Below are 19,240 nucleotides of genomic sequence, written 5' to 3' on the forward strand. Positions count from 1 at the left end.
TGTCTACACCGTGATGAGTGGGAGGCCGGGGTGGACGGTGCTGAGGTCTTCGGGGTCGGAGGTCACCGCGGTGTGGCCGAGCTCCTCCGCCAGCAGGGCCACGTGAACATCAACGATGTCCCGATGGCCGCTGCGTCCGCACAGCAGGCCGACGGCTCGCGCGGTCGTGTCGTCCAGCGGCGCCACGTGCACGCTGGGGTCCGCCAGCAGGCGCGCGACGCGGGCCTGCCGAGGGCCGCCCCGCCAGGCCTGCGCCACGACGCCGGCGGGAACGCTCAGGGGCAGACCCGTCTCCAGTGCCCGCCGAAGGAGCGCGCGGACCCGAGAGTCCCCGCGCTCAAGTGCGAGCAGGGCGCCGGTGTCGAGAGTCAGGCCCGTGACCCTCTTCCTGCCCGTGGCGGTCACGCCAGTCCCAGCGCCTTGTCCGCCCAGGCCAGGTCCGTGTCGTCGACGGGGCCGAGCTCGCGATCAAGGTCGTCCAGCAGCTGGGCGAGGTCGTCCTCCCGCTGTACGCGAGCGACCGCCGCGCTGATGAAGCCCGACACCGACGGCGCCCTGCCCTGTGCGACCGCGCGACGAATCGAGACGACCTGCTCATCAGGGAGGCTCACCGCGATCTTCTGAGTCATACCAGAATCATACCAAGGTGAGGTGGTGGTCGTCGGGGACCTTCTGCCGCCGCCGGGTGCCATCGACGCGTACGGGGGGGGGGGGGGGGACGGAATTCCCGTTCCCGTACACGCAGGATGTCCCCGGCCGGAGGGGACCGCACCCCGCCGCGTGGCATGTCCCCGACAGTGCGGCCAGCAGTAACGCGGATCGGCCTTGACCCTCACGTAGCGTGAGGGACGAGGCTGCTCCGCATGAGCACCTTCAACGCATTCGAGATGAGCCCCGTGCCCGCGCCCAGCGAGGACGCCCAACCGCCCGAGCCCTTCCGCGGCATCTACGGCATGCCGATGTTCGTCACCGTCCCGACGTCGGACCTGGACGCCTCGGTCGACTTCTGGACCGAGGCGCTGGGCTTCTTCACTCTGTTCAGCATTCCCGGCCAGCTGGTGCACCTGCGCCGCTGGGCCTTCCAGGATGTCCTCCTGGTGCCGACGCCGCAGGCACCCGCTCCAGCTGACGGCCCCTCGGTGAGTGTCAGCTTCTCCTGCGTCCTGTCCCAGATCGACGAGATAGCCGAGGCTTGCGAGCAGCGCCGGCCGGGCAGCGTCACCGGCCCGCGCATCACCCCGTGGAACTCCCGCGAGGTCGAGGTCATCACCCCCGAGGGCGTACACGTCATCCTCACCGCCGCCAGGCCCCTGGACCCGAACAGTGCGCAGGCCGAGGGCCTCCGGCGCATCGGCATCGAGGCTCCCGAGGCCTGACCCCACCGTCCCAGGCTGGAAGAGACGGCGCCCTGCCGCGCGGATGTCCCCGTCCGGAGGGCGTCGGCCGGCGTCAGGACGCTGGGTGGAAGCGCGCGCCCGACGTCGGGTCGGCCAACCAGGCCAGGGCCGCCTCGATGCGCCCTGGCGTCGAGCTCAGCAGCGGCTCGGGCAGTGCGTCCGGCGCGAACCAGCCCACCTGCGTGGACTCGTCGTCGGCCACATGGGCGCGATCCGCGCTGCCTGCCCGCGCCCGCCCCACGAAGTTGATGTCCATGAACACGCAGTTGTCCCCGTTGGGGAAGGCGAAGGGCTCGCCCGCGGTCACGCTCGTGAGCGCCAGCACCTCGACGTCGACGCCGGTCTCCTCCAGGCACTCGCGCCTGATCGCCACCGCCGGCTGCTCGCCGGGCTCGGGGATGCCGGAGACCACCGCCCACCGCCCGTTGTCGGCGCGCCGCCCCAGCAGGAGCCGGCCGGCCGCGTCGACGACGACGATGCTCACCCCCGGCAGCCACAGCATGTCGTGCCCGATCTTCTGCCGCAGGGAGACGATGAACTCCGGAGTCGCCATGCCGCGAGCCTAGACGATCACTTACCGCGGAGGCGAAGGTGGGAAGCGGCAGCTGGGGCAGACGGCCGCCAAGCGCTGGCACTCGCTCAACACTTCGACCGAATCTTCATAAACGACGCGGCTCCGGGTCATTTATGAAGATTCGGTCGAAGTGCTCGGGGGTGAGTGAGCGGAGGTGTGGTGCGTGGTGAGTATCGGGTGTGCGGGTGCGGCCTAGCCCGGCCCGCGCGCCCGCCCCGCCCCGGCCCGGCCCTCGCGCCTAGATGAGCATGGCGACGACGAACCTCGTGAGAGCCGCCATGACCCAGGCCGTGACGAACATGTAGGTGTAGGCGATGATCGGCCACTTCCAGGTGCCGGTCTCGCGTCGCATCGCCGCAGCCGTGGCCATGCACTGCAGGGCGTAGACGAAGAACACCAGGATCGCCGCAATCGTGGCCGGGTTGAACAGCTGGTCGCCGGCCTTGTTGGTGAGCGTGTCCTTCTGGTACGTCATCGTGGCCAGGTGGGCGCCGGGGTCCTCGGGGTCCTCGGCGGCGGCGATCTGCCCCAGGGTGGCCACGAAGGTCTCGCGCGCCGCCAGCGATGACAGGATCGCCACGTTGATGCGCCACTCGAAGCCCAGGGGCTCGAAGACCGGCTGCACCGTCTTGCCGATGGCGGCCGCCCAGGAGTTGTCCATCGTGTAGGAGGTCTTCTGAGCCTCCAGCAGCTTGCCGAGCTCCTCGGCATCGGTGATGACCTGCCCGTCATCCCCCTTGACGGTGGACGACGCCGGGTCCTCCGCCGCCGCGGACACGGCCGCGCACTCGGTGCTGGCGGAGCAGTGGGCGTCGAACTGCTCCTCGGAGCGCATCGGCACGTTGAGCAGCACCCACAGGACGAGCGTGGTCAGGGCGATGACGGTCCCGGCCTTCTTCACAAAGCCCTTGCAGGCGTCCCACACCATGATGAGGACCGTGCGCGGTCGAGGCAGCCGGTAAGGGGGCATCTCCATGTAGAAGGGCAGCAGCACCCCGCCTCGGTCAGTGAGACGCTTGACCACCCAGGCGGCCGCCATCGCGGAGACCGCTCCCAGCAGGTAGAGGGCGAACATGACGGTGCCACGTGCACCCAGCGGCCCGATCTTCGCGTCGGCGGGCACCATGATGGAGGTGAGCAGGACGTAGACGGGTAGCCGCGCCGAGCAGGTCATGAGCGGGGCTGCCAGCATCGTGGCCACCCGGTCCTTGGCACTGGGCAGCGTACGGGTCGCCATGATCCCGGGGATCGCACAGGCGAAGGACGACAGCAGGGCCACGAAGGCCCGCCCCTCCAGGCCGACCCGGCTCATGATCCTGTCCATGAGGAAGGCGGCGCGCGACATGTACCCCACGCCTTCGAGGAAGGCGATGATGAGGAACATGATGATGATCTGGGGGACGAAGGTGAGCACCGAGCCCACACCCCCGATGAGCCCGTCACCCAGGAGCCCGGCCAGCAGCGGATGGGACTCGTCGAGCCAGCCGTGCACCAGCTCCCCCAGGGCGCTGAACCCGCCCTCGACGGCGTCCTGGAGAGGGGCCGCCCAGGTGAAGATCGCCTGGAAGAAGACGTACATGATGGCGAAGAACACCAGGGACCCCAGGACGGGGTTGAGCAGGACCCTGTCGACGGCGGTCGTGATGCGGTCCTGCTGCGGCGCCTGGTAGTCGGCGGCATCCAGGATGGAGTCGGCCCAGGAGGCCACCTCGCTGGGCGACGTCGGCGCCGGCAGCGGCGGGCGCCGCCAGTCGGAGATATCGGTCAGGTGCTCGCGCAGCTCGGGTATGCCGATGCCCCGGTTGCCGACCACCCGCACGGCCGGGATCCCCAGGGCCTGCCCGAGGGCCGCCACGTCCAGCCGCCCGGCGCGCCGCGTGAGCTCGTCGGTCATGGTGACCACCAGGCAGGTGGGCAGCTCCAGGGCGAGGGCCTCGGCGACGAAGTTCAGCCCTCGCCGTAGCGTCGTGGCGTCGACGACAACCACGAGGGCGTCGGGGACGGAGATGCTCTGCGAGGCGTCGGTGAGGACGTCGCGCACCACCTGCTCGTCGGGGCTGATCGGGTCCAGGGAGTAGGCGCCCGGCAGGTCCTCGATCGTCAGGCTGGTCTCGCCGATCCGGCAGGTCCCCAGCGACCGCGCCACGGTGACACCCGGGTAGTTGCCGGTCTTGGCGTGCAGACCGGTCAGGGCGTTGTAGATGGAGGTCTTGCCCGCGTTGGGGGCACCCGCCAGGGCGACGCGCAAGGCGCCGGACACCAGGGTCTTGGAGCTGGAGGACCCGCAGTGGCAGTCGGGGGCGCCGGCGACCTCGGAGGCTGCGCAGTGGTCGCTCATGGGAGCTGCTCCTGACGCTCGGGGGTGTCGGCCTGCTCCTCGGCGAGAGGCCCGACGACGACGTCGGCCTCGGTGAGGACCTCGACCTGGACCATGCGGGCCTCCTGGCGGCGCAGGCACAGCTCGTAGTCGGCGACGCGGTAGACCACCGGATCGCCCAGCGGGGCGCGGCGCAACGGCGTCACGGTCCGGCCGGGCACGAAGCCCAGGTTGCTCAGCCGCTTGACGATGGGGTCGTCGGTCGCGTCCTCCTGCAGGCCGATGACTCGGCCGCTGGTCCCCAGGCGCAGATCGGACAGGGACCTGTGCGCGGAAGGTGGGGTGCCGCCGGTGCCGGCCGGCGTCGTCGTGCCGTGGTGTGAGACTGCAGTCGCCATGTTGCCCTCGGAGCTCCTCGGATCCTTAAGTCTGTGCTCGGTCGCGGCGCGGGCTCGCGCACCGACCATGACAGTCTAAGGTGAGGCTTAACTACCGTCAGGTTTTTGGGGCGTCACCGACACAGATCAGGGGTGGTAGGCCCACGCCGCACAACGCGCTGAGCCGGGCGCCTCTCGTGTAGCCGGGTGGGAAAATGGTGGGGCTACGCGAAAGACGCCCGGCTCGGGGAGGGTCTGCTCGGTGAAGGGCTACTCGTCGACCCTGCGAACCTCGACCATCCAGGGGCAACGGCGCCGCAGCAGGTGCTCGAAGCGCGCGTGCATCGTGATCTCCGCGGCCGGGCAGTGGTCGCAGGAGCCCTCCATGGCGATCTCGACGACGCCGTCGCGCACCGACTGCACCACAAGCGCGCCGCCGTGGCTGTTGATGAAGGTCCCCAGTGAGCCGTCGGCGATCTGCCGGGCGGCGGCCTCCAGGGCGTCGTCGGGACCGGAGGCGTGGGAGGTGGAGGCGCCCTTCCACGACGTCGGGGCGCCCAGGGCGTCCACCAGCGCGGATCGCACCCGGGCTCCCTCCGTGCGCCAGTCGTGGCCGGCACCCAGGAGGGTGAGCACCCCGCCGCCGTCGACCCTCACGGAGCGCAGGGTGCCGTCGTCCATGAGCTTCTGAAGAAGCGCAGGGGCGTGGGCGACCTCCCCGGTGAAGGGCAGTAGGCCGTCGGGAACGACCCACCGCAGCACGTCGGGGTCCGGCGTGGTTGTCGGGTGCGTGGGAACGACGGGCACTGCTGCCTCACCTACTCCTGTTGCTCTGGGCGTCCCGCCATCGGTGGGGCGCCGTCCGGGTCACTGGTCCGTGCTGCTCCACCTACATGAAGGCGGCCACGAGTGCGCGGCTGATCGCCGCCATGACCCAGGCCGTGACGAACATGTAGGAGAAGGCGATGATCGGCCACTTCCAGGTGCCGGTCTCGCGGCGCATCGCACCGGCCGTGGCCATGCACTGCAGGGCGTAGACGAAGAACACGAGGATCGCGATGACGGTGGCCGGGTTGAACAGCTGGTCACCCGCCTTGTTGGTCAGGGTGTCCTCCTGGTAGGTCATCGTGGCCAGGTGTGCGCCGGGGTCCTCGGGGTCCTCGGCGGCGGCGATCTGTCCCAGGGTGGCCACGAAGGTCTCGCGCGCCGCCAGCGAGGACAGGGTGGCGACGTTGATGCGCCAGTCGAAGCCCAGGGGCTCGAAGACCGGCTGGACCACCTTGCCCCCCTTGGCCGCCCAAGAGTTGTCCATCGTGTAGGAGGTCTTCTGCGCCTCCAGCAGCTTGCCGAGCTCCTCGGCGTCGGTGATGACCTGTCCGTCATCCCCCTTGACGGTGGACGACGCCGGGTTCTCCACGGCCGCCGAGATGGCGGCGCACTGCTTGTCGGAGGAGCAGAAGGCCTCGAACTGGGCGTCCGAGCGCATGGGGACGTTGAGCAGCACCCACAGGATGACAGTGGTCAGGGTGATGATCGTACCGGCCTTCTTCAGGAAGCCCTTGCAGGCGTCCCACACCATGATGAGGACCGTGCGCACGCGGGGCATGCGGTAGGGCGGCATCTCCATGTAGAAGGGCAGCAGGATGTTGCCTCGGTCGGTGAGCTGCTTGACCACCCAGGCGGCCGCCATCGCGGAGACCGCCCCCAGCAGGTAGAGGGCGAACATGACCACACCGCGCGTCCCGAAGGGGCCGACCTTGGCGTCGCCGTCGACAGTCAAGGAGATCATGATGACGTAGACGGGCAGGCGGGCCGAGCAGGTCATGAGGGGGGCGGCCAGCATCGTGGCCACCCGGTCCTTCGTGGAGGGCAGCGTGCGGGTCGCCATGATCCCGGGGATCGCGCAGGCCAGTGAGGACAGCAGGGCCACGAAGGCCCGCCCCTCAAGCCCGGCGATACTCATGACCTTGTCCATGAGGAAGGCGGCTCGGGACATGTACCCCACGCCCTCCAGGACGGCGATGATGAGGAACATGATGATGATCTGGGGGATGAAGGTGAGCACCGAGCCCACACCCCCGATGATTCCGTCTCCCAGGAGCCCGGCGATGAGCGGGTGGGACTCGTCGAGCCAGCCGTGCACCAACCCGCCCAGGTACCCGAAGCCGTTCTCGACGGCGTCCTGGAAGGGGGCCGCCCAGGTGAAGATCGCCTGGAAGAAGAGGAACATGATCGTGAAGAACACGATGGTTCCGGGGATGGGCCGCAGCAGGACCTTGTCAACCGCGGAGGTGATCTGGTCGTTCTGGGGCGCCTGGTAGTCCGCGGCGGCCAGCACCGAGTCGGCCCAGGAGGTGATCTCGTCGGGGTCGGTGGGCGGCGGCAGCGGGGTGCGCTGCCAGTTCTCGACCTGGGCGAGCTGGGCGCGCAGGTCGGGCATGCCGACGCCGCGGTGCCCGATGACTCGCACGGCGGGGATCCCCAGGGCCTGTCCGAGGGCGGCCACGTTGAGTCGGCCCGTACGGCGGCTGAGCTCGTCGGTCATGGTGACCACCAGGCAGGTGGGCAGCTCCAGGGCGAGGGCCTCGGCGATGAAGTTCATGCCGCGCTGCAGCGTCGTGGCGTCGACGACGATGACCAGGGCGTCCGGGGCGCTGACCGTGGTCGAGGTCCCGGTGAGGACGTCGTGGACGATCTGCTCGTCGGGGCTGATCGGGTCCAGGGAGTAGGCGCCCGGCAGGTCCTCGATCGTCAGGGTCTTGCCGCCGACCTTGCAGGTCCCCAGCGACCGCTGGACGGTGACGCCGGGGTAGTTGCCGGTCTTGGCGTGCAGACCGGTCAGGGCGTTGTAGATGGAGGTCTTGCCGGCGTTGGGGGCACCCGCCAGGGCGACGCGCGGGGCGCCGGACACCAGGGTCTTGGAGCTGCCCGAGCCGCAGTGGCAGTCGGCGCCGTCATAGGGGTGCTCGCAGCGCTGCGACTGCCCGGTGGCGTGCTGTGTGATGTCGTGGGTGCTCACAGAGTCTCTCCCGTGTTCGGTGCTGCGGGGTCGTCGGCCGCGTGCCGTCCGGCCGGCCTGGGCTGGAGGATGATGCGGTTCTCGGCCTCCACGGTGGTGACCTGGATGAGACGGGCCTCCTGGCGACGCAGGCACACCTCGTAGTCGGAGACGCGGTAGACCACCGGGTCTCCCAAGGGGGCGCGGCGCAGTGGCGTGGCGATCCGACCGGGGACGAAGCCCAGGTTGCGCAGGCGCTTGACGAGGACCCCGCCGATGCCGTCGTCGAGCAGGCCGGTGATGCGTCCGCTGGTGCCGGGGCTCAGGTCCGACAGTGCGAAGGTGGCAGTGCCCGGTTCGGGTAAGTATGTGGTGCCCTCGGGGGCGCGGTGTCGTGGAACAGCAAAATCCATGGTGTCCTCAGATCGACATGAAGAGGCTTCGTCGATATGAGTCTAAGACAACGCTTCTCTATCTCGCAGCAGGTCAGAGGCCGTTCTGCTTCAGTGTGGCGCGTCTGCCCGGAGTCGCGACGGGGAGGGGGCTCGATTCCTTATCGGAGCCTGAGAGCGGGGGCTGCGGTTGTTATCGGCAGGAGGTGGCAATGGTGTCGAGCCGTATAAAATATAGTGCGATCACTTCCTACTTCCGCAAGATGCTTTTCTTGTGGAAGTAGGAAGTGATTTGTTGGCGATATGTGGGGATGATTGTGCGGGGATGTTTCTGTCTGAAGCGGGGAGCTGCTTCACCGCTTTTTGTTCCCCTCAAGAGTCTTGAGGGCTCTCAGGCCTTCTGGTGAGGTGGTGGTGGGTTAGCGGGCAGAGGGGTCGGGCATGTTCTGGGCGCCCAGGTAGTACACGTAGCCGAGCGGCACGACGAAGAAGAAGAAGGCGATGCGAACCAACCAGGCGTTGACGTTCCATTTGTTGGCGAGACCTCCGCAGACTCCGAGCCAGATCTTGTCGGCGGAACGGGCGGGCCAATCGAAACCAGAAGAATTCTGTGCTGTCATGGCAGATATTCTGCAATGCCCGACGCGCTGGTGTCACGTTGGAGTCTCAGTCTGAATAAATCAGTGTCCAACAGTGGGTGACTGGGTGGTGGATATATCTAATGTGAGACTTCGACGCCCTTCAATGGCGGGGTGATCGCAGATTCCTTCTGGTTCCATGAGACGAACCTTGGAAAATACTCGATGTCCAATAAGAGTGACATGAATCTCTGTACTCTTCTCGGCTATTAGGTCCGTTATCGCTTGTGAAAATAAGGGGGTGTGACGACGGGCCGGTGTGCTGGGGGCTCGTCACCCTCTGCCGGTCCCGCCTCGCCGCCGAGAATCAGCGGGGCCGGGACATGGCCACGGCGCGGGCGCGCTCGGCCCAGGCGTCGTCGAGCGGCTCGGGCTCCCAGGCGGTGCCGGCGTGCTCGGCGGCGCGGGCCAGCAGCCAGTCGGCCACGGTCGGGTTCTTGGGCAGCAGGGAGCCGTGCAGGTAGGTGCCGATGACGTGGTGGACGCGCCCGCCCTCGGTGGAGTCCTTGCCGTTGTTGCCATCGCCCACGCGCACGGTGCCGAAGGGGCGCGCGCCCGGCCCCAGGGTGGTCAGGCCGGAGTGGTTCTCGTAGCCGACCACCGCGCCGAAGTCCTCGGTGTCCAGGGTGATGTTCCCGATGAGGCGGGTGTCGCCGGCCACCGTGTGGGCGTCCATGAGGCTGATACCGGGGATCTCCTGGCCCTTGGCGGTGGTGAAGCCGTGCCCGAAGAGCTGGTAGAGGCCGCAGATCGCCAGCATCGGGACGCCGTCGGCGGCCCACGCCTTGAGCGTGGGGCCGACCTCGACCAGGTCCTCCTTGATGCGGTCCTGACCGGAGTCCTGGCCGCCGCCGCCCACGAGGACGTCGACGTCGCCGGGCAGCTCGTCGCCCGGGTCGTAGGAGAGGAGCTCGACGTCGTATCCCTGCCACTGGGCCCGCCGCGCCAGCACGAGCGTGTTGCCCCAGTCGCCGTAGATGTTCATGTCCCGCGGGTAGAGCTGGAGCAGGCGCAGGTGCCCGCGGGCGGGGCCGTCGGTGGTGTGCTCGTAGCGCACGGTCATGACATGACCTCCTCAACGTCCGTCATCTCGCCCAGGATCGAGCGCAGGGCCAGCATCGCGGTGTAGGTGGTGAAGATTCGCATGGGGCGGTCCGTGTCGGCGGCAGCCCGGCGCATGAGGGCCACGGCCCGGCGCAGGTCGGGCTCGACGTCGGCGACCTCGACCTCGTCATAGCGCAGCCGCAGCGCCATGTCCCAGGCCCGCACCCCGGTGACGACGGCGACCCCGCCAGCGCGCAGGGCCGAGAAGTCGACGTCCCACAGCCAGGACATGTCCCGGCCGTCGGCGTACTCGTCGTTGATGGCCACGACCACGACCTCGCCGTCCTTCGCCTGGGCGGCCGCCGAGAGCAGCCCCATGCGGAAGCCGGCCGGGTTCTTGACCAGGGAGAGCTGGACCGGGCGGCCGTCCAGGGTGAGGACCTCGCCGCGGCCGAAGGCGGCCTGCACGGTGCCCAGGGTGGTCAGCAGCCCGGGCAGGTCGGCGTCCTCGCCCAGCACCTCCAGGACCACCCCGAGGGCGGCGCAGGCGTTGAGCAGGTTGTGGACGCCCGGGATGGCGAAGTCGACCTCGTGGGAGGTCCCGTCGACGCTCACGGTGGCGCGCTGGCCGTTGATGGTCCCCAGGGTGACGCGCGGGCCGGGGGCCTGGCCGCCCTGACGGGGGCTGACCAGACCGGTGCGCAGGTCGTCGTCGGACAGGAACAGGGAGCGCAGGTCCTCGCCTGCGCCGAAGGAGACGACGCGGGCGCTGACGCCCTCGAGGAAGGCGGGGGCGGCCAGGCGCGGGTCGTCGCCGTTGAGGACGACGACGTCGCTGGTGGCCTTGGCGATGGAGTGCAGGAGGGAGGCGGTGTAGTCGATCTCGCCGAAGCGGTCGAGCTGGTCGCGCATGACGTTGAGCAGGAGGCAGGCGCGTGGGCGGACCCGGGCCACGAAGTGCACGGCGTGGGCCTCGTCGAGCTCGAGGACGGCGATGTCGGCGTCCAGGTTGCCGGCGGCGTCGACCTCGGTGAGCAGGGAGGCGAGCACACCGCGCACGAAGTTCGAGCCGGTCCGGTTGGTGAAGACCTTGAGGCCCTGCTCGCGCAGGAGCTGGACGACCATCTTGGTGGTCGTGGTCTTGCCGTTGGTGCCCGAGACCACGATGACGCCGCGGGGCAGGCGGCTCAGGGTGCGCTCCAGGAAACCGGGGTCGGTGCGCTCCATGACGAGGCCGGGGAAGGCGGTGCCGCCGCTGCCGCCGCCGCGTGCACGGGCGGCAAGACGCGCTGTGCGGCCGAGAGCGACCGTGAGACGAGAACGCATGGAACTCCTGCTGGCTCAGAATGACTGACCGGATGCGGTCACAGGGCTGGAGCGCGAGGTGCGCCAGCTGCGGGTCATTCTAGGGCAGCGGGGCCGGTCACGGATGCGTCACGATGCTCACGTGACCGGCGCGGGTCGTGGGGCATGGGGCGCTCGCGGTGGCGGCTCACTGGGGGACGACGACGTGCAGGGCGCCCTCCTCGACCTCGGCGCGCAGGGTGCGGGTGGAGCCGGCCGTGTCGCCGTCGAGCTCGAAGGGGACGGGGCGGTCGACCTCGATGAGAACCTTCCGGGCGCGGGTGAGGGTGAAGCCCTCCATCTCCTGGCCGGTGAGGATCTGCGCCCCCAGGCGGGCCCAGTCCACGACCTTGCCGGGGCTGGCCAGGAGCAGGTCGACCATGCCATCGGTGGGGGTGGCGTCCGGGAAGAGCGTCATGCCGCCCGTGATGGTGCCGACGTTGCCCATGAGCGCCATGACCATCTGGCGCTGCTCCGGGGGCTCGTCGTCGAGCGTGATGGTAGCGGTGAAGGGGTCGGGGACCGCGTTCTGGACGGCGGCCACCGCGTAGGCACCCGAGCGGATGACCTTCTTCAGGCCCGAGTCGGTGGACTCCATGATCTGGGCGTCCAGCCCCATGCCGGCCATGACGACGAAACGCTCCTTGCCGTCGTCGAAGGTGCAGGTGACCATGTCGATGGCCGTGAGGCGGCCGTGCAGGGCCAGGCGGATGGCGGCGTCGGTGTCCAAGGGGATGGAGAGGTTGCGGGCCAGCAGGTTTCCGGTGCCGGCGGGGATGAGGGCCATGGGCATCTCGGTGCCGGCCAGCTGGGAGGAGACGGCGCGCACGGTGCCGTCACCGCCCGCCACCATGACCAGGTCGACGCCGGCCTCCAGGGCGCGGTGGGCCATGGAGCGACCGGGGTCGTCCGGGGTGGTCTCCAGCCAGATGGCGGAACGCCAGCCGGCGGCGTGCACTTCTGTGGCGACCCGACGGCGCAGGAGCGAGAGGTCGTCGAACTTGGTGGGGTTGTAGATGACGGCGGCGCGCTTCTCGCTGCTGGTGCGCGACAGGCGACGGTTGACCCAGCTGGTGAGGATCGCGTCGATGCCGCCGGCCCACAGGGCCAGGTTCGCGAAGGCGGCGCCCAGGAGGAAGCCGCCGATGAGATCGCTGAGCGCCGCCAGGCCCATGTACCACTGGCTGACGGCGGTCACGGCGACGGCCGTGTAGCCCAGGACGGTGCCGGTGGCGACCATGGTGCTGCGGTGGTGGGCGCGCGCGAGGGTCACCAGGACCCAGGAGGCCAGGGTCATCGCTGTGATGTGCGCGTTGGGGTAGGAGTAGGTGAAGGCGGCGATGGAGTCGGAGAAGGCGGAGCCCGGGTCGGGGTGAGCCAGGTACAGGGCGATGACGAACTGGACGGGGATGCCGGCGGCGGCGATGGTCAGCGAGACGCTCAGACGGCGCATGCGGGCCGAGTAGGCGTAGACGACCCAGGCCGCGATGATCGCGAGGATGAGGAGAGGATGGGTGAAGGTGGCGAAGGCCTCGGCGAGCTGTCCGGCGGCCGACCGTGGCTGGGTGTCGGGGGTCGGCAGGAGGGCGTCGATGGCGGGGGAGTGCTGTGTGGCGCTGGGGGTGAGCGGTCCCGGAGCGCTCAGGTAGGTCCAGATGATGAAGGCCAGGGCGAAGCCGATGCACAGGATGGCCTCGACATACTTCAGACGCAGCGGGGCGCGTGAAGGTGAGGAGGTGGCGGTATCGCTTCGGGGCCTGCTCATACTCGCTCGTCCTTTCCAGCGGTTGATTGTCCGGAGGGCAGCCTAGACCGTGCGGCTGAGAGCGGTATGTGGGCCGGCTGTGGGTGCCAGACCGGCGGGGCGGCCTGGCGCTGGTCGGTTCCGTCGGCGGCGCAGGGCAAGTGGCTGTGCGGGGTGACTCAGCGGTCGGGTGCCAAAGGTTGCGGGCCCGGTTTCTATACGGCAGAAGACCCACGAGCGAGCTCGCGGGTCTTCTCACCTCATCGTCGGGGGATTCGGCCTGACGACCTCTTACCCCTTCCTCTTCGAAGATCTCATGAGCAAGCTCATGGTTCTTCTCATCGTCGGGGTGCTTAGGCCTTCGGCCTGTCGACCCCTACGCGTCAGAAGCGTCATGAGCAAGCTCATGGGCTTCTTCCTTGGTCGGGGTGGCGGGATTTGAACCCACGACCTCTTCGTCCCGAACGAAGCGCGCTACCAAACTGCGCCACACCCCGTGTGCAGCAGGGGACAGCATAGCCTCCACCCACCGCAGGGAGGAAATCGGATCCGCTGAGTCCTCCGTCACGTCGCTGTTCGCTCCCTGACGGAACCCGGTTGGCCCGAGGCGCCCACCGTGACAGGCTGCTCATGGCCGGTCCGCACGTTGGCCCTCCCCGGAGCGCCAGCACCAGTCCGGGGCCGTCATCCTCGGGGCTCTGTGAGCCCACCCGAAGAGACGCGAGGGCCGGAGAAGACACCCGCCGGCTACCCGCTGCAGACAGACAAGGAGCCCCATGCGCATTGAGGCCGTCGTCGGCGACATCACCACCGAGAAGGTCGACGCCATCGTCAACGCCGCCAACAGCACCCTCCTGGGCGGAGGGGGAGTCGACGGTGCCATCCACCGCGCCGCCGGCCCCAGCCTGCTCGACGCCTGCCAGAAGGTGCGGGACACCGAGCTGCCCGACGGCCTGCCGGTCGGCCGCGCCGTGGCCACCCCTGGTTTCGACCTGCCCGCCGCCTGGGTCATCCACACCGTGGGTCCCAACCGCCACGCCGGCGAGGACGATCCCGCCCTGCTGCGCGCCTGCTTCGACAGCTCCCTGGAGCTCGCTATCCAGCTCGGCTGCACCGGCATCGCCCTGCCGGCCGTCTCCGCAGGCGTCTACGGCTGGCCGATCGCCGAGGTCGCCGAGGTCGCCGTGGCCCGGGCCCGCGCCGTCGAGCAGCGCTCCCACACCGATCCCGACGCCGTCGGCCGCCTGGGGCTCATCCGCTTCGTTCTGTCCTCACAGACCAACCACGAGGCCTTCGCCCGCGAGCTCGCGCTCACCGAGGCCTGAGGCGGCCGGGCTGCCGGCCTCCCCTCGTCCCTCGAACCGGCGGGGACAATCGACACCGTCGGGGACATGCCGACGCGGCCGGGGGCATCTCGCGCGTCGGGGGACTGGAATCCTGTCCCCGTACGCGCAGACCGTCCCCGGCCGGAAGAGAATGCCCCAGTACGCGTGGGATGCCCCTCCCGTACTGGGACGCCCCGCCGGGCTCAGGCGCCCTCGGCCTCCGCAGCCGCCTGCTCATCCGCCCACCGGCCCAGGTCCTCGCCGTGGATCGCGGCCGCCAGCAGGTCCGGGAAGGCGTCCGGCGTGCAACCGAAGGCCGGCACCCCCATCGCGGCCAGCCGCTTGGCGACGTCGTGGTTGTAGCTGGGGACGCCGTCATCACTCAGGGCGAGCAGTACGACGACCTGCACCCCGCTTCCCAGCAGCTCCCGCACCCGTCCCAGCATCTGCTTCGGGTCGGAGTCGTACAGGTCGCTGATGAGGATGAACACCGAGTCCGCCGGCCGCGTGATCGTCTGCCGGCAGTACTCGATGGCGGGGGAGGTGTTCGTGCCGCCGCCGAGCTGGGTCCCGAAGATGACGTCGACGGGGTCCGACAGCAGCGGTGTCAGGTCTGTGACGGCGGTGTCATAGGCGACCAGCGTGGTGCGCAGTGAACGGATCGAGGCCATGACTGCCGCCATGATGGAGGCGTAGATGACTGAGGAGGACATGGACCCGGACTGGTCCATGCAGATGGTGAACTCCTTCTGAATGCCCCGATGGCGCCTGCCGTGCCCGATGAGCCTCTCCGGGATGACCGTGCCCAGCTCCGGCACGTAGTTCTTGAGGTTCGCGGCAATGGTCCGGTTCCAGTCGATGTCGGCCGGCTGGGGCCGTGAGGTCCTCGTGGAGCGGTCCAGCGCGCCGCGCACCGACTGCTGGAGCCGGTCGGCGATCCGCTCCTCCACCTCCTTGACGACCTTGTCGACGACCGTGCGCGCCGTCGCCTTGGCCTCCTGAGGAATCATCTCCGACAGGGTGGCCAACGTCGCCGCCAGGTGCACGTCGGGCTCCACGCCCTGGAGCACCTCGGGCTCCAGCAGGAGCGTCGTGAGCCCCAGGCGGTCAATGGCATCGGTCTGCATGACCCGCACCACCCGCGAGGGGAAGTACCTGCGGATGTCCCCCAGCCAGCGGGCCACATGGGGCGCGGAGCCACCCAGGCCCCCGCGCTCCTTGTCCTGCGGGTCGACGTCGTACAGGTCCGCCAGTGCCGCGTCCATCGCCCGGTGTCCCTCCGACAGCGAGGTGGGGTAGCCACGCGCGTCCACGCCCAGGGCCAGGCGCCAGCGCTGCTCAATCGTGGTGGGCTCGACGTCGTCGGCCCGGTCGGCCCGGTCGGCCCGGTCGGCCCGGTCGGCCCGGTCGGCCGGGCCCGCAGGGACTGCCTGGCCGGCGTGCTGCTCCTGCTGGTTCGCGTCGTCGGTGCGCTCGTGCGTGGTCATCGGGTACCTCCCAGGATCATGCTCACGGTGTCCAGAACCGCCTCGACGTCGTCGAAGGCCTCCTCAACCGGGCCGCTCCCGTCCGGGGCGGGGGAACCGAGGTCCCGGATCTGCCGGGCCAGGTCCGTCTTCTGGGGGCTCGGCCACTGGCCGAAGGCTCGTCGCAGTGCGGGCAGGACGTCGACGAAGGCCTGGTCCCCGATGCGCGCCAGCCACTCGTTGAGCACCTCGAGCAGGGTGTTGTCATAGCTGAGCAGGAGGATGTCTCCCGCGAGGAAGCCCTCGATCCACTCGGCCTGATCCTCGGGCTGCGTGCCCTGCGACAGTGCCCGGGACAGCCTCAGGGCGGCGTCGTCGCGGGCCAGCTCCCCGGCGTCCAGGAGCATTCGGGTGATGCGTCCGGCCAGCAGGCCCGGCAGGCTCCGGGTGGCCAGCGCGGAGCGCAGCGCACCCTTCCACAGCGTCGCGGCCCGCTCGTCCAGAAGACCGATGACTCCCTGGACATCGTCGATCGTCGTACGCAGCGTGCGGGCCACCTGGGCGTCCACGTTCGCGGCCGCCGCGGACATCCCCGCGCACCCGCGCACCAGGACGGCGCGGGTCACCGCCTCCAGGCTGGAGGTGTCCGTGCCGCGCACGTCCCCGTAGCGCTGGGAGCGGGCCAGGGCAGGCACCGAGCCCAGCAGCCGGACGATGTCCATCTCGCGGGCCGCCTGCTCGTCGAGGATCCCCAGCAGCTCGGGCACGACCTCGGACAGGCCGGCCGTCAGCGCCTTCTCCACCGAACCGGTCACCTGCGGCAGGGAGTCGGTGGCGCCCAGCAGGGCGTTCCCGGCGGCGGAGGCCACCGTGGTGCCGAAGGCCGCGGCCTCCACCACCTGCACGGACATCTCCGGGTCCCACTCGAGCTCCCAGACCTCCTTGAAGGTGCCGCTCGAGGCCACCCGCTGCCGCCTGCCCCAGGTGATCCCCAGAATCTCCAGGCGTCGCAGCAGCTGGGACTTGGCCAGGTCCCGGGGCTTGCGCAGGTCCAGGGAGAGTGTCCTGGGAGTCGCCGTGAAGGCCATGCGCAGGCTCTTGGCGGTCGAGCGCAGATCGGCGTCCAGGGGGACCATGGGGACGCCGTCGGGCACGCTGCCGAGCGCCTCGCCGATGAGGACCTCGCGGGTCGCGGCGGCGGCCCGCACCGTACTGCCATCGCACATGACTGACAGGACCGCCTCGTTCAGCTCGTCGAGGCCGGCCATGGGGCGCCCGCGCAGCGCGGCGAGGCTCTGGGCCAGTCGCGCCGCCTCAATGATGTGGGCCGAGGAGACCGGCAGGTCCTGACGGCGCAGCGACGCGGCCACCTGCGTCAGCCAGCGCACGACCGGCCGGTCCGGTGCGGTGAAGAGCAGGTGGTACCAGCCCGGCGACTCCACCCCGGCGCTGTAACCGCTGCCCCCGGCCAGGCGCTGGTGCGTCCACGGCACCCAGGTCAGCGACGTCCTCGCCTTCGCCATGCCCTTGAGGCGGGCGTTGTCCTGCGCGACCTTCGGCGGCCTGCCGGCCAGCGCCGGGGCGTGCCACGCCCCGCACACGACGGCGATCCGCTCGTGGCCCGCCCTTCTGGCCGCCCGGAGAACCTTGCGCATATGCGCCTCGCGGCGCAGCGTGGCCTCGTCGGTCTCCGGGGAGGCCTCCCGCAGGAGCCCGATCGCCTCGGTCAGTGCGTCGAAGGGGTCGCCCTCCATACGCAGCTCGACGACGTCCTCCCACCAGGCCTCCGGGTCCTCGTAGCCGGCCAGGCGCGCCAGCTCGGCGATCGGGTCGGTCCGCACCGGCTGGGCCGTGCCCCGGGTCGCGGTGTCCGCGGTGTCCGCGGTGTCTGCGGTGTCTGCGGTCTCTGACCCACTATCCGCCGGGCCGTCCGTCCCCTCCGAGCCGCTCGAGCCGCTCGGGTCTTCCGAGCCGGCCGTATCGTCGATGGGCCCCTCGGTCTCCACCTCGCCCTCGGCCCCCGCCTCGGCTTCAGCCTCCGACCGGGCCCGCTCCCGCTCGGCCTTCCGCGCGGCCAGGACCGCGGCCGCCGGCAGATCCATGAAATGGGCCTGCGCCCCGTGCGCCACCGCCCAGGACAGCGCCTGCCACTCGGGGGAGAAGACGGCCATCGGCCAGAAGGAGGCCTGCGAGGGATCGGTGTTGTCCCAGGCGAGCAGGGCCACCGGCGGCTCCAGTCCCCGGCCCGCCCACTCGATGAGGCCATCGGCGTCCGCCGGCCCCTCGATGAGGACGCAGTCGGGCCGGTAGTCCTCCAGCGCTGCGGCCAGGGCCCGTGCCGAGCCCGGACCGTGGTGACGGACCCCCAGGACCCGCACAGGCGGGCGCGGGTCCCCGGCCCTGGTTGCAGTGCCGCCTGCGGACTCGGCCTCGGCTCCGACGTCGGCCCCGGAGTCGAGCTCTGCGTCGACGGTCACTGCCCCACCTCATGGCAGGCGCGGTAGAAGTCGGACCAGTCGCGGCGCTCGCGCACCACGGCCTCCAGGTACTCCGACCACACCACCTGATCGGCCACCGGGTCGCTCACCACCGCCCCGAGGATCCCGGCGGCCACGTCCGAGGGGCGCAGGACGCCGTCGCCGAAGTGGGCGCTCATGGCCAGACCGTTGGTGACCACCGAGATTGCCTCCGCCGTGGACAGGGTGCCCGACGGCGACTTCAGGCTCGTGCGTCCGTCCTCCGTCACGCCCTGGCGCAGCTCGCGGAAGACGGTGACCACGCGACGGATCTCCTCCAGGGCGCCCTCCGCGGCAGGCAGCTGGAGCGCCGAGCCGAGGTCCTCCACGCGGCGGGCCACGATGCTCACCTCCTCCTCCACCGAGGCCGGCAGCGGCAGCACCACCGTGTTGAAACGGCGCCGCAGCGCCGCCGAGAGGTCGTTGACGCCGCGGTCGCGGTCGTTGGCGGTGGCGATGAGGTTGAAGCCCCCGTGCGCCTGCACCTCGGTGCCCAGCTCCGGCACCGGGAGGGTCTTCTCGCTGAGCACCGTGATGAGGGCGTCCTGAACGTCGGAGGGCATACGGGTGAGCTCCTCGACCCGGGCGATCCGGCCCGTCCCCATGGCCGTCATGATGGGGGAGGGGACGAGTGCCGCCTGCGAGGGCCCCTCGGCCAGGAGCCGGGCGTAGTTCCAGCCGTAGCGCACCGCCTCCTCCGAGGTGCCCGCCGTGCCCTGCACCAGGAGCGTGGAGGTGCCGCAGATCGCCGCGGCCAGGTGCTCGCTCACCCAGGACTTCGCCGTTCCCGGCACCCCCAGAAGGAGCAGGGCCCGGTCGGTGGCCAGGGTCGCCACGGCCACCTCGATGAGACGCCGGTTGCCGACGTACTTCGGGGTGATGACGGTGCCGTCCTCCAGCGTGCCGCCCATGAGATAGGTGACCACCGCCCAGGGTGAGAGTCGCCAGCTCGCCGGCCGGGTGCGCTCGTCAAGACGAGCCAGGGCGGCGAGCTCCTCGGCGTAGCGCTGCTCGGCGTGCGGGCGCAGCAGGGGCGCGTTGTCGGTGCTGGTCTGGTCATTGGTCTGGGTGCTGGTCACGGGAGCTCCTCGGTGGCTGACGGGCGGGT

General features: G+C 70.1%; 17 protein-coding genes and 1 tRNA gene. 2 read left to right on the forward strand and 16 right to left on the reverse strand.

Translation table 11 applies throughout. The features are described from left to right. Positions 1-3: 3 nt before the first annotated feature. Together FBF36_RS01235 and FBF36_RS01240 are read right to left on the reverse strand one after the other, a co-directional pair. Positions 4-405 carry a PIN domain-containing protein gene (locus FBF36_RS01235; protein WP_138137038.1) on the reverse strand — a complete coding sequence of 134 codons (402 nt, stop codon included), beginning with the start codon at positions 403-405 and terminating at the stop codon, positions 4-6. Continuing rightward, positions 402-629, reverse strand: coding sequence for a toxin-antitoxin system antitoxin subunit (locus tag FBF36_RS01240; protein WP_009397245.1), 228 nt, complete (start codon positions 627-629; stop codon positions 402-404). The genes FBF36_RS01235 and FBF36_RS01240 overlap by 4 nt, the downstream gene beginning before the upstream one ends. Positions 630-863: 234 nt before the next feature. Between FBF36_RS01240 and FBF36_RS01245 the strand changes: the two genes are divergently transcribed. Beyond that, positions 864-1,376, forward strand: a complete 513-nt coding sequence (locus FBF36_RS01245; protein ID WP_009397244.1) for a VOC family protein — start codon at positions 864-866, stop codon at positions 1,374-1,376. A gap of 73 nt (positions 1,377-1,449) precedes the next feature. On the opposite strand, the gene FBF36_RS01250 is transcribed toward FBF36_RS01245, so the two are convergent. From FBF36_RS01250 to FBF36_RS01300, 11 genes are all read right to left on the reverse strand, one after another. After that, positions 1,450-1,950, reverse strand: a complete 501-nt coding sequence (locus tag FBF36_RS01250) for an NUDIX hydrolase (protein ID WP_009397243.1) — start codon at positions 1,948-1,950, stop codon at positions 1,450-1,452. Positions 1,951-2,209: 259 nt separating this feature from the next. Further along, positions 2,210-4,309: a ferrous iron transporter B gene (feoB, locus tag FBF36_RS01255; RefSeq protein ID WP_138137040.1), complete on the reverse strand. Its 2,100-nt coding sequence runs from the start codon at positions 4,307-4,309 to the stop codon at positions 2,210-2,212. Then, a complete protein-coding gene (locus FBF36_RS01260) occupies positions 4,306-4,686 on the reverse strand; it encodes a FeoA family protein (protein WP_034493452.1) in 381 nt (126 codons plus the stop codon). The genes feoB (FBF36_RS01255) and FBF36_RS01260 overlap by 4 nt, the downstream gene beginning before the upstream one ends. Before the next feature lie 249 nt (positions 4,687-4,935). Then, entirely contained in the window at positions 4,936-5,472 is a 537-nt protein-coding gene (locus FBF36_RS01265) for a NifU family protein (RefSeq protein WP_009398294.1), read from the reverse strand. Between the two features lie 82 nt (positions 5,473-5,554). Further along, positions 5,555-7,684: a ferrous iron transporter B gene (feoB, locus tag FBF36_RS01270; protein WP_138137043.1), complete on the reverse strand. Its 2,130-nt coding sequence runs from the start codon at positions 7,682-7,684 to the stop codon at positions 5,555-5,557. Beyond that, positions 7,681-8,076: a FeoA family protein gene (locus FBF36_RS01275; protein ID WP_009398299.1), complete on the reverse strand. Its 396-nt coding sequence runs from the start codon at positions 8,074-8,076 to the stop codon at positions 7,681-7,683. Before FBF36_RS01275 ends, feoB (FBF36_RS01270) begins: the two co-directional genes overlap by 4 nt. Positions 8,077-8,474: 398 nt before the next feature. Beyond that, on the reverse strand, positions 8,475-8,675 hold the full coding sequence (locus FBF36_RS01280; RefSeq protein WP_009398301.1) for a PspC domain-containing protein: 201 nt from the start codon (positions 8,673-8,675) through the stop codon (positions 8,475-8,477). 325 nt (positions 8,676-9,000) lie between these two features. Further along, complete coding sequence (locus FBF36_RS01285; RefSeq protein WP_009398305.1) at positions 9,001-9,756, reverse strand: type 1 glutamine amidotransferase; 756 nt, start codon at positions 9,754-9,756, stop codon at positions 9,001-9,003. Further along, on the reverse strand, positions 9,753-11,063 hold the full coding sequence (locus FBF36_RS01290) for a Mur ligase family protein (protein ID WP_034493454.1): 1,311 nt from the start codon (positions 11,061-11,063) through the stop codon (positions 9,753-9,755). Before FBF36_RS01290 ends, FBF36_RS01285 begins: the two co-directional genes overlap by 4 nt. Positions 11,064-11,229: 166 nt before the next feature. Continuing rightward, positions 11,230-12,846: a YegS/Rv2252/BmrU family lipid kinase gene (locus FBF36_RS01295; protein WP_009398310.1), complete on the reverse strand. Its 1,617-nt coding sequence runs from the start codon at positions 12,844-12,846 to the stop codon at positions 11,230-11,232. 399 nt (positions 12,847-13,245) lie between these two features. Then, a tRNA-Pro gene (locus tag FBF36_RS01300) sits at positions 13,246-13,322 on the reverse strand. A gap of 279 nt (positions 13,323-13,601) precedes the next feature. Between FBF36_RS01300 and FBF36_RS01305 the strand changes: the two genes are divergently transcribed. After that, positions 13,602-14,150 (forward strand): O-acetyl-ADP-ribose deacetylase, encoded by a 549-nt coding sequence (locus FBF36_RS01305; protein WP_009398311.1) that lies wholly within the window; start codon positions 13,602-13,604, stop codon positions 14,148-14,150. 203 nt (positions 14,151-14,353) lie between these two features. Here FBF36_RS01305 and FBF36_RS01310 read toward each other — a convergent pair whose 3' ends face one another. Genes FBF36_RS01310 through FBF36_RS01320 form a run of 3 tightly spaced genes read right to left on the reverse strand, consistent with a single transcriptional unit; the run spans position 14,354 to position 19,211 of the window. Then, entirely contained in the window at positions 14,354-15,637 is a 1,284-nt protein-coding gene (locus tag FBF36_RS01310) for a VWA domain-containing protein (RefSeq protein WP_138137045.1), read from the reverse strand. Beyond that, entirely contained in the window at positions 15,634-18,093 is a 2,460-nt protein-coding gene (locus FBF36_RS01315) for a DUF5682 family protein (RefSeq protein WP_009398314.1), read from the reverse strand. Before FBF36_RS01315 ends, FBF36_RS01310 begins: the two co-directional genes overlap by 4 nt. Further along, on the reverse strand, positions 18,090-19,211 hold the full coding sequence (locus FBF36_RS01320; RefSeq protein ID WP_009398315.1) for an ATP-binding protein: 1,122 nt from the start codon (positions 19,209-19,211) through the stop codon (positions 18,090-18,092). The genes FBF36_RS01315 and FBF36_RS01320 overlap by 4 nt, the downstream gene beginning before the upstream one ends. Positions 19,212-19,240: the final 29 nt, after the last annotated feature.

The sequence above is a fragment of the Actinomyces sp. oral taxon 171 str. F0337 genome (assembly GCF_005696555.1).
In the GTDB taxonomy this organism is placed as follows: domain Bacteria; phylum Actinomycetota; class Actinomycetes; order Actinomycetales; family Actinomycetaceae; genus Actinomyces; species Actinomyces oris_E.

What these genes read in the sequence shown, in the direction of transcription:
- FBF36_RS01280 (WP_009398301.1), bottom strand. Translation starts at nt 8,675, where the DNA reads ATGACAGCACAGAATTCTTCTGGTTTCGATTGGCCCGCCCGTTCCGCC.
- FBF36_RS01240 (WP_009397245.1), bottom strand. Translation starts at nt 629, where the DNA reads ATGACTCAGAAGATCGCGGTGAGCCTCCCTGATGAGCAGGTCGTCTCG.
- FBF36_RS01295 (WP_009398310.1), bottom strand. Translation starts at nt 12,846, where the DNA reads ATGAGCAGGCCCCGAAGCGATACCGCCACCTCCTCACCTTCACGCGCC.
- FBF36_RS01275 (WP_009398299.1), bottom strand. Translation starts at nt 8,076, where the DNA reads ATGGATTTTGCTGTTCCACGACACCGCGCCCCCGAGGGCACCACATAC.
- FBF36_RS01285 (WP_009398305.1), bottom strand. Translation starts at nt 9,756, where the DNA reads ATGACCGTGCGCTACGAGCACACCACCGACGGCCCCGCCCGCGGGCAC.
- feoB (WP_138137040.1), bottom strand. Translation starts at nt 4,309, where the DNA reads ATGAGCGACCACTGCGCAGCCTCCGAGGTCGCCGGCGCCCCCGACTGC.
- FBF36_RS01245 (WP_009397244.1), top strand. Translation starts at nt 864, where the DNA reads ATGAGCACCTTCAACGCATTCGAGATGAGCCCCGTGCCCGCGCCCAGC.
- FBF36_RS01250 (WP_009397243.1), bottom strand. Translation starts at nt 1,950, where the DNA reads ATGGCGACTCCGGAGTTCATCGTCTCCCTGCGGCAGAAGATCGGGCAC.
- FBF36_RS01305 (WP_009398311.1), top strand. Translation starts at nt 13,602, where the DNA reads ATGCGCATTGAGGCCGTCGTCGGCGACATCACCACCGAGAAGGTCGAC.
- FBF36_RS01260 (WP_034493452.1), bottom strand. Translation starts at nt 4,686, where the DNA reads ATGGCGACTGCAGTCTCACACCACGGCACGACGACGCCGGCCGGCACC.
- FBF36_RS01310 (WP_138137045.1), bottom strand. Translation starts at nt 15,637, where the DNA reads ATGACCACGCACGAGCGCACCGACGACGCGAACCAGCAGGAGCAGCAC.
- FBF36_RS01290 (WP_034493454.1), bottom strand. Translation starts at nt 11,063, where the DNA reads ATGCGTTCTCGTCTCACGGTCGCTCTCGGCCGCACAGCGCGTCTTGCC.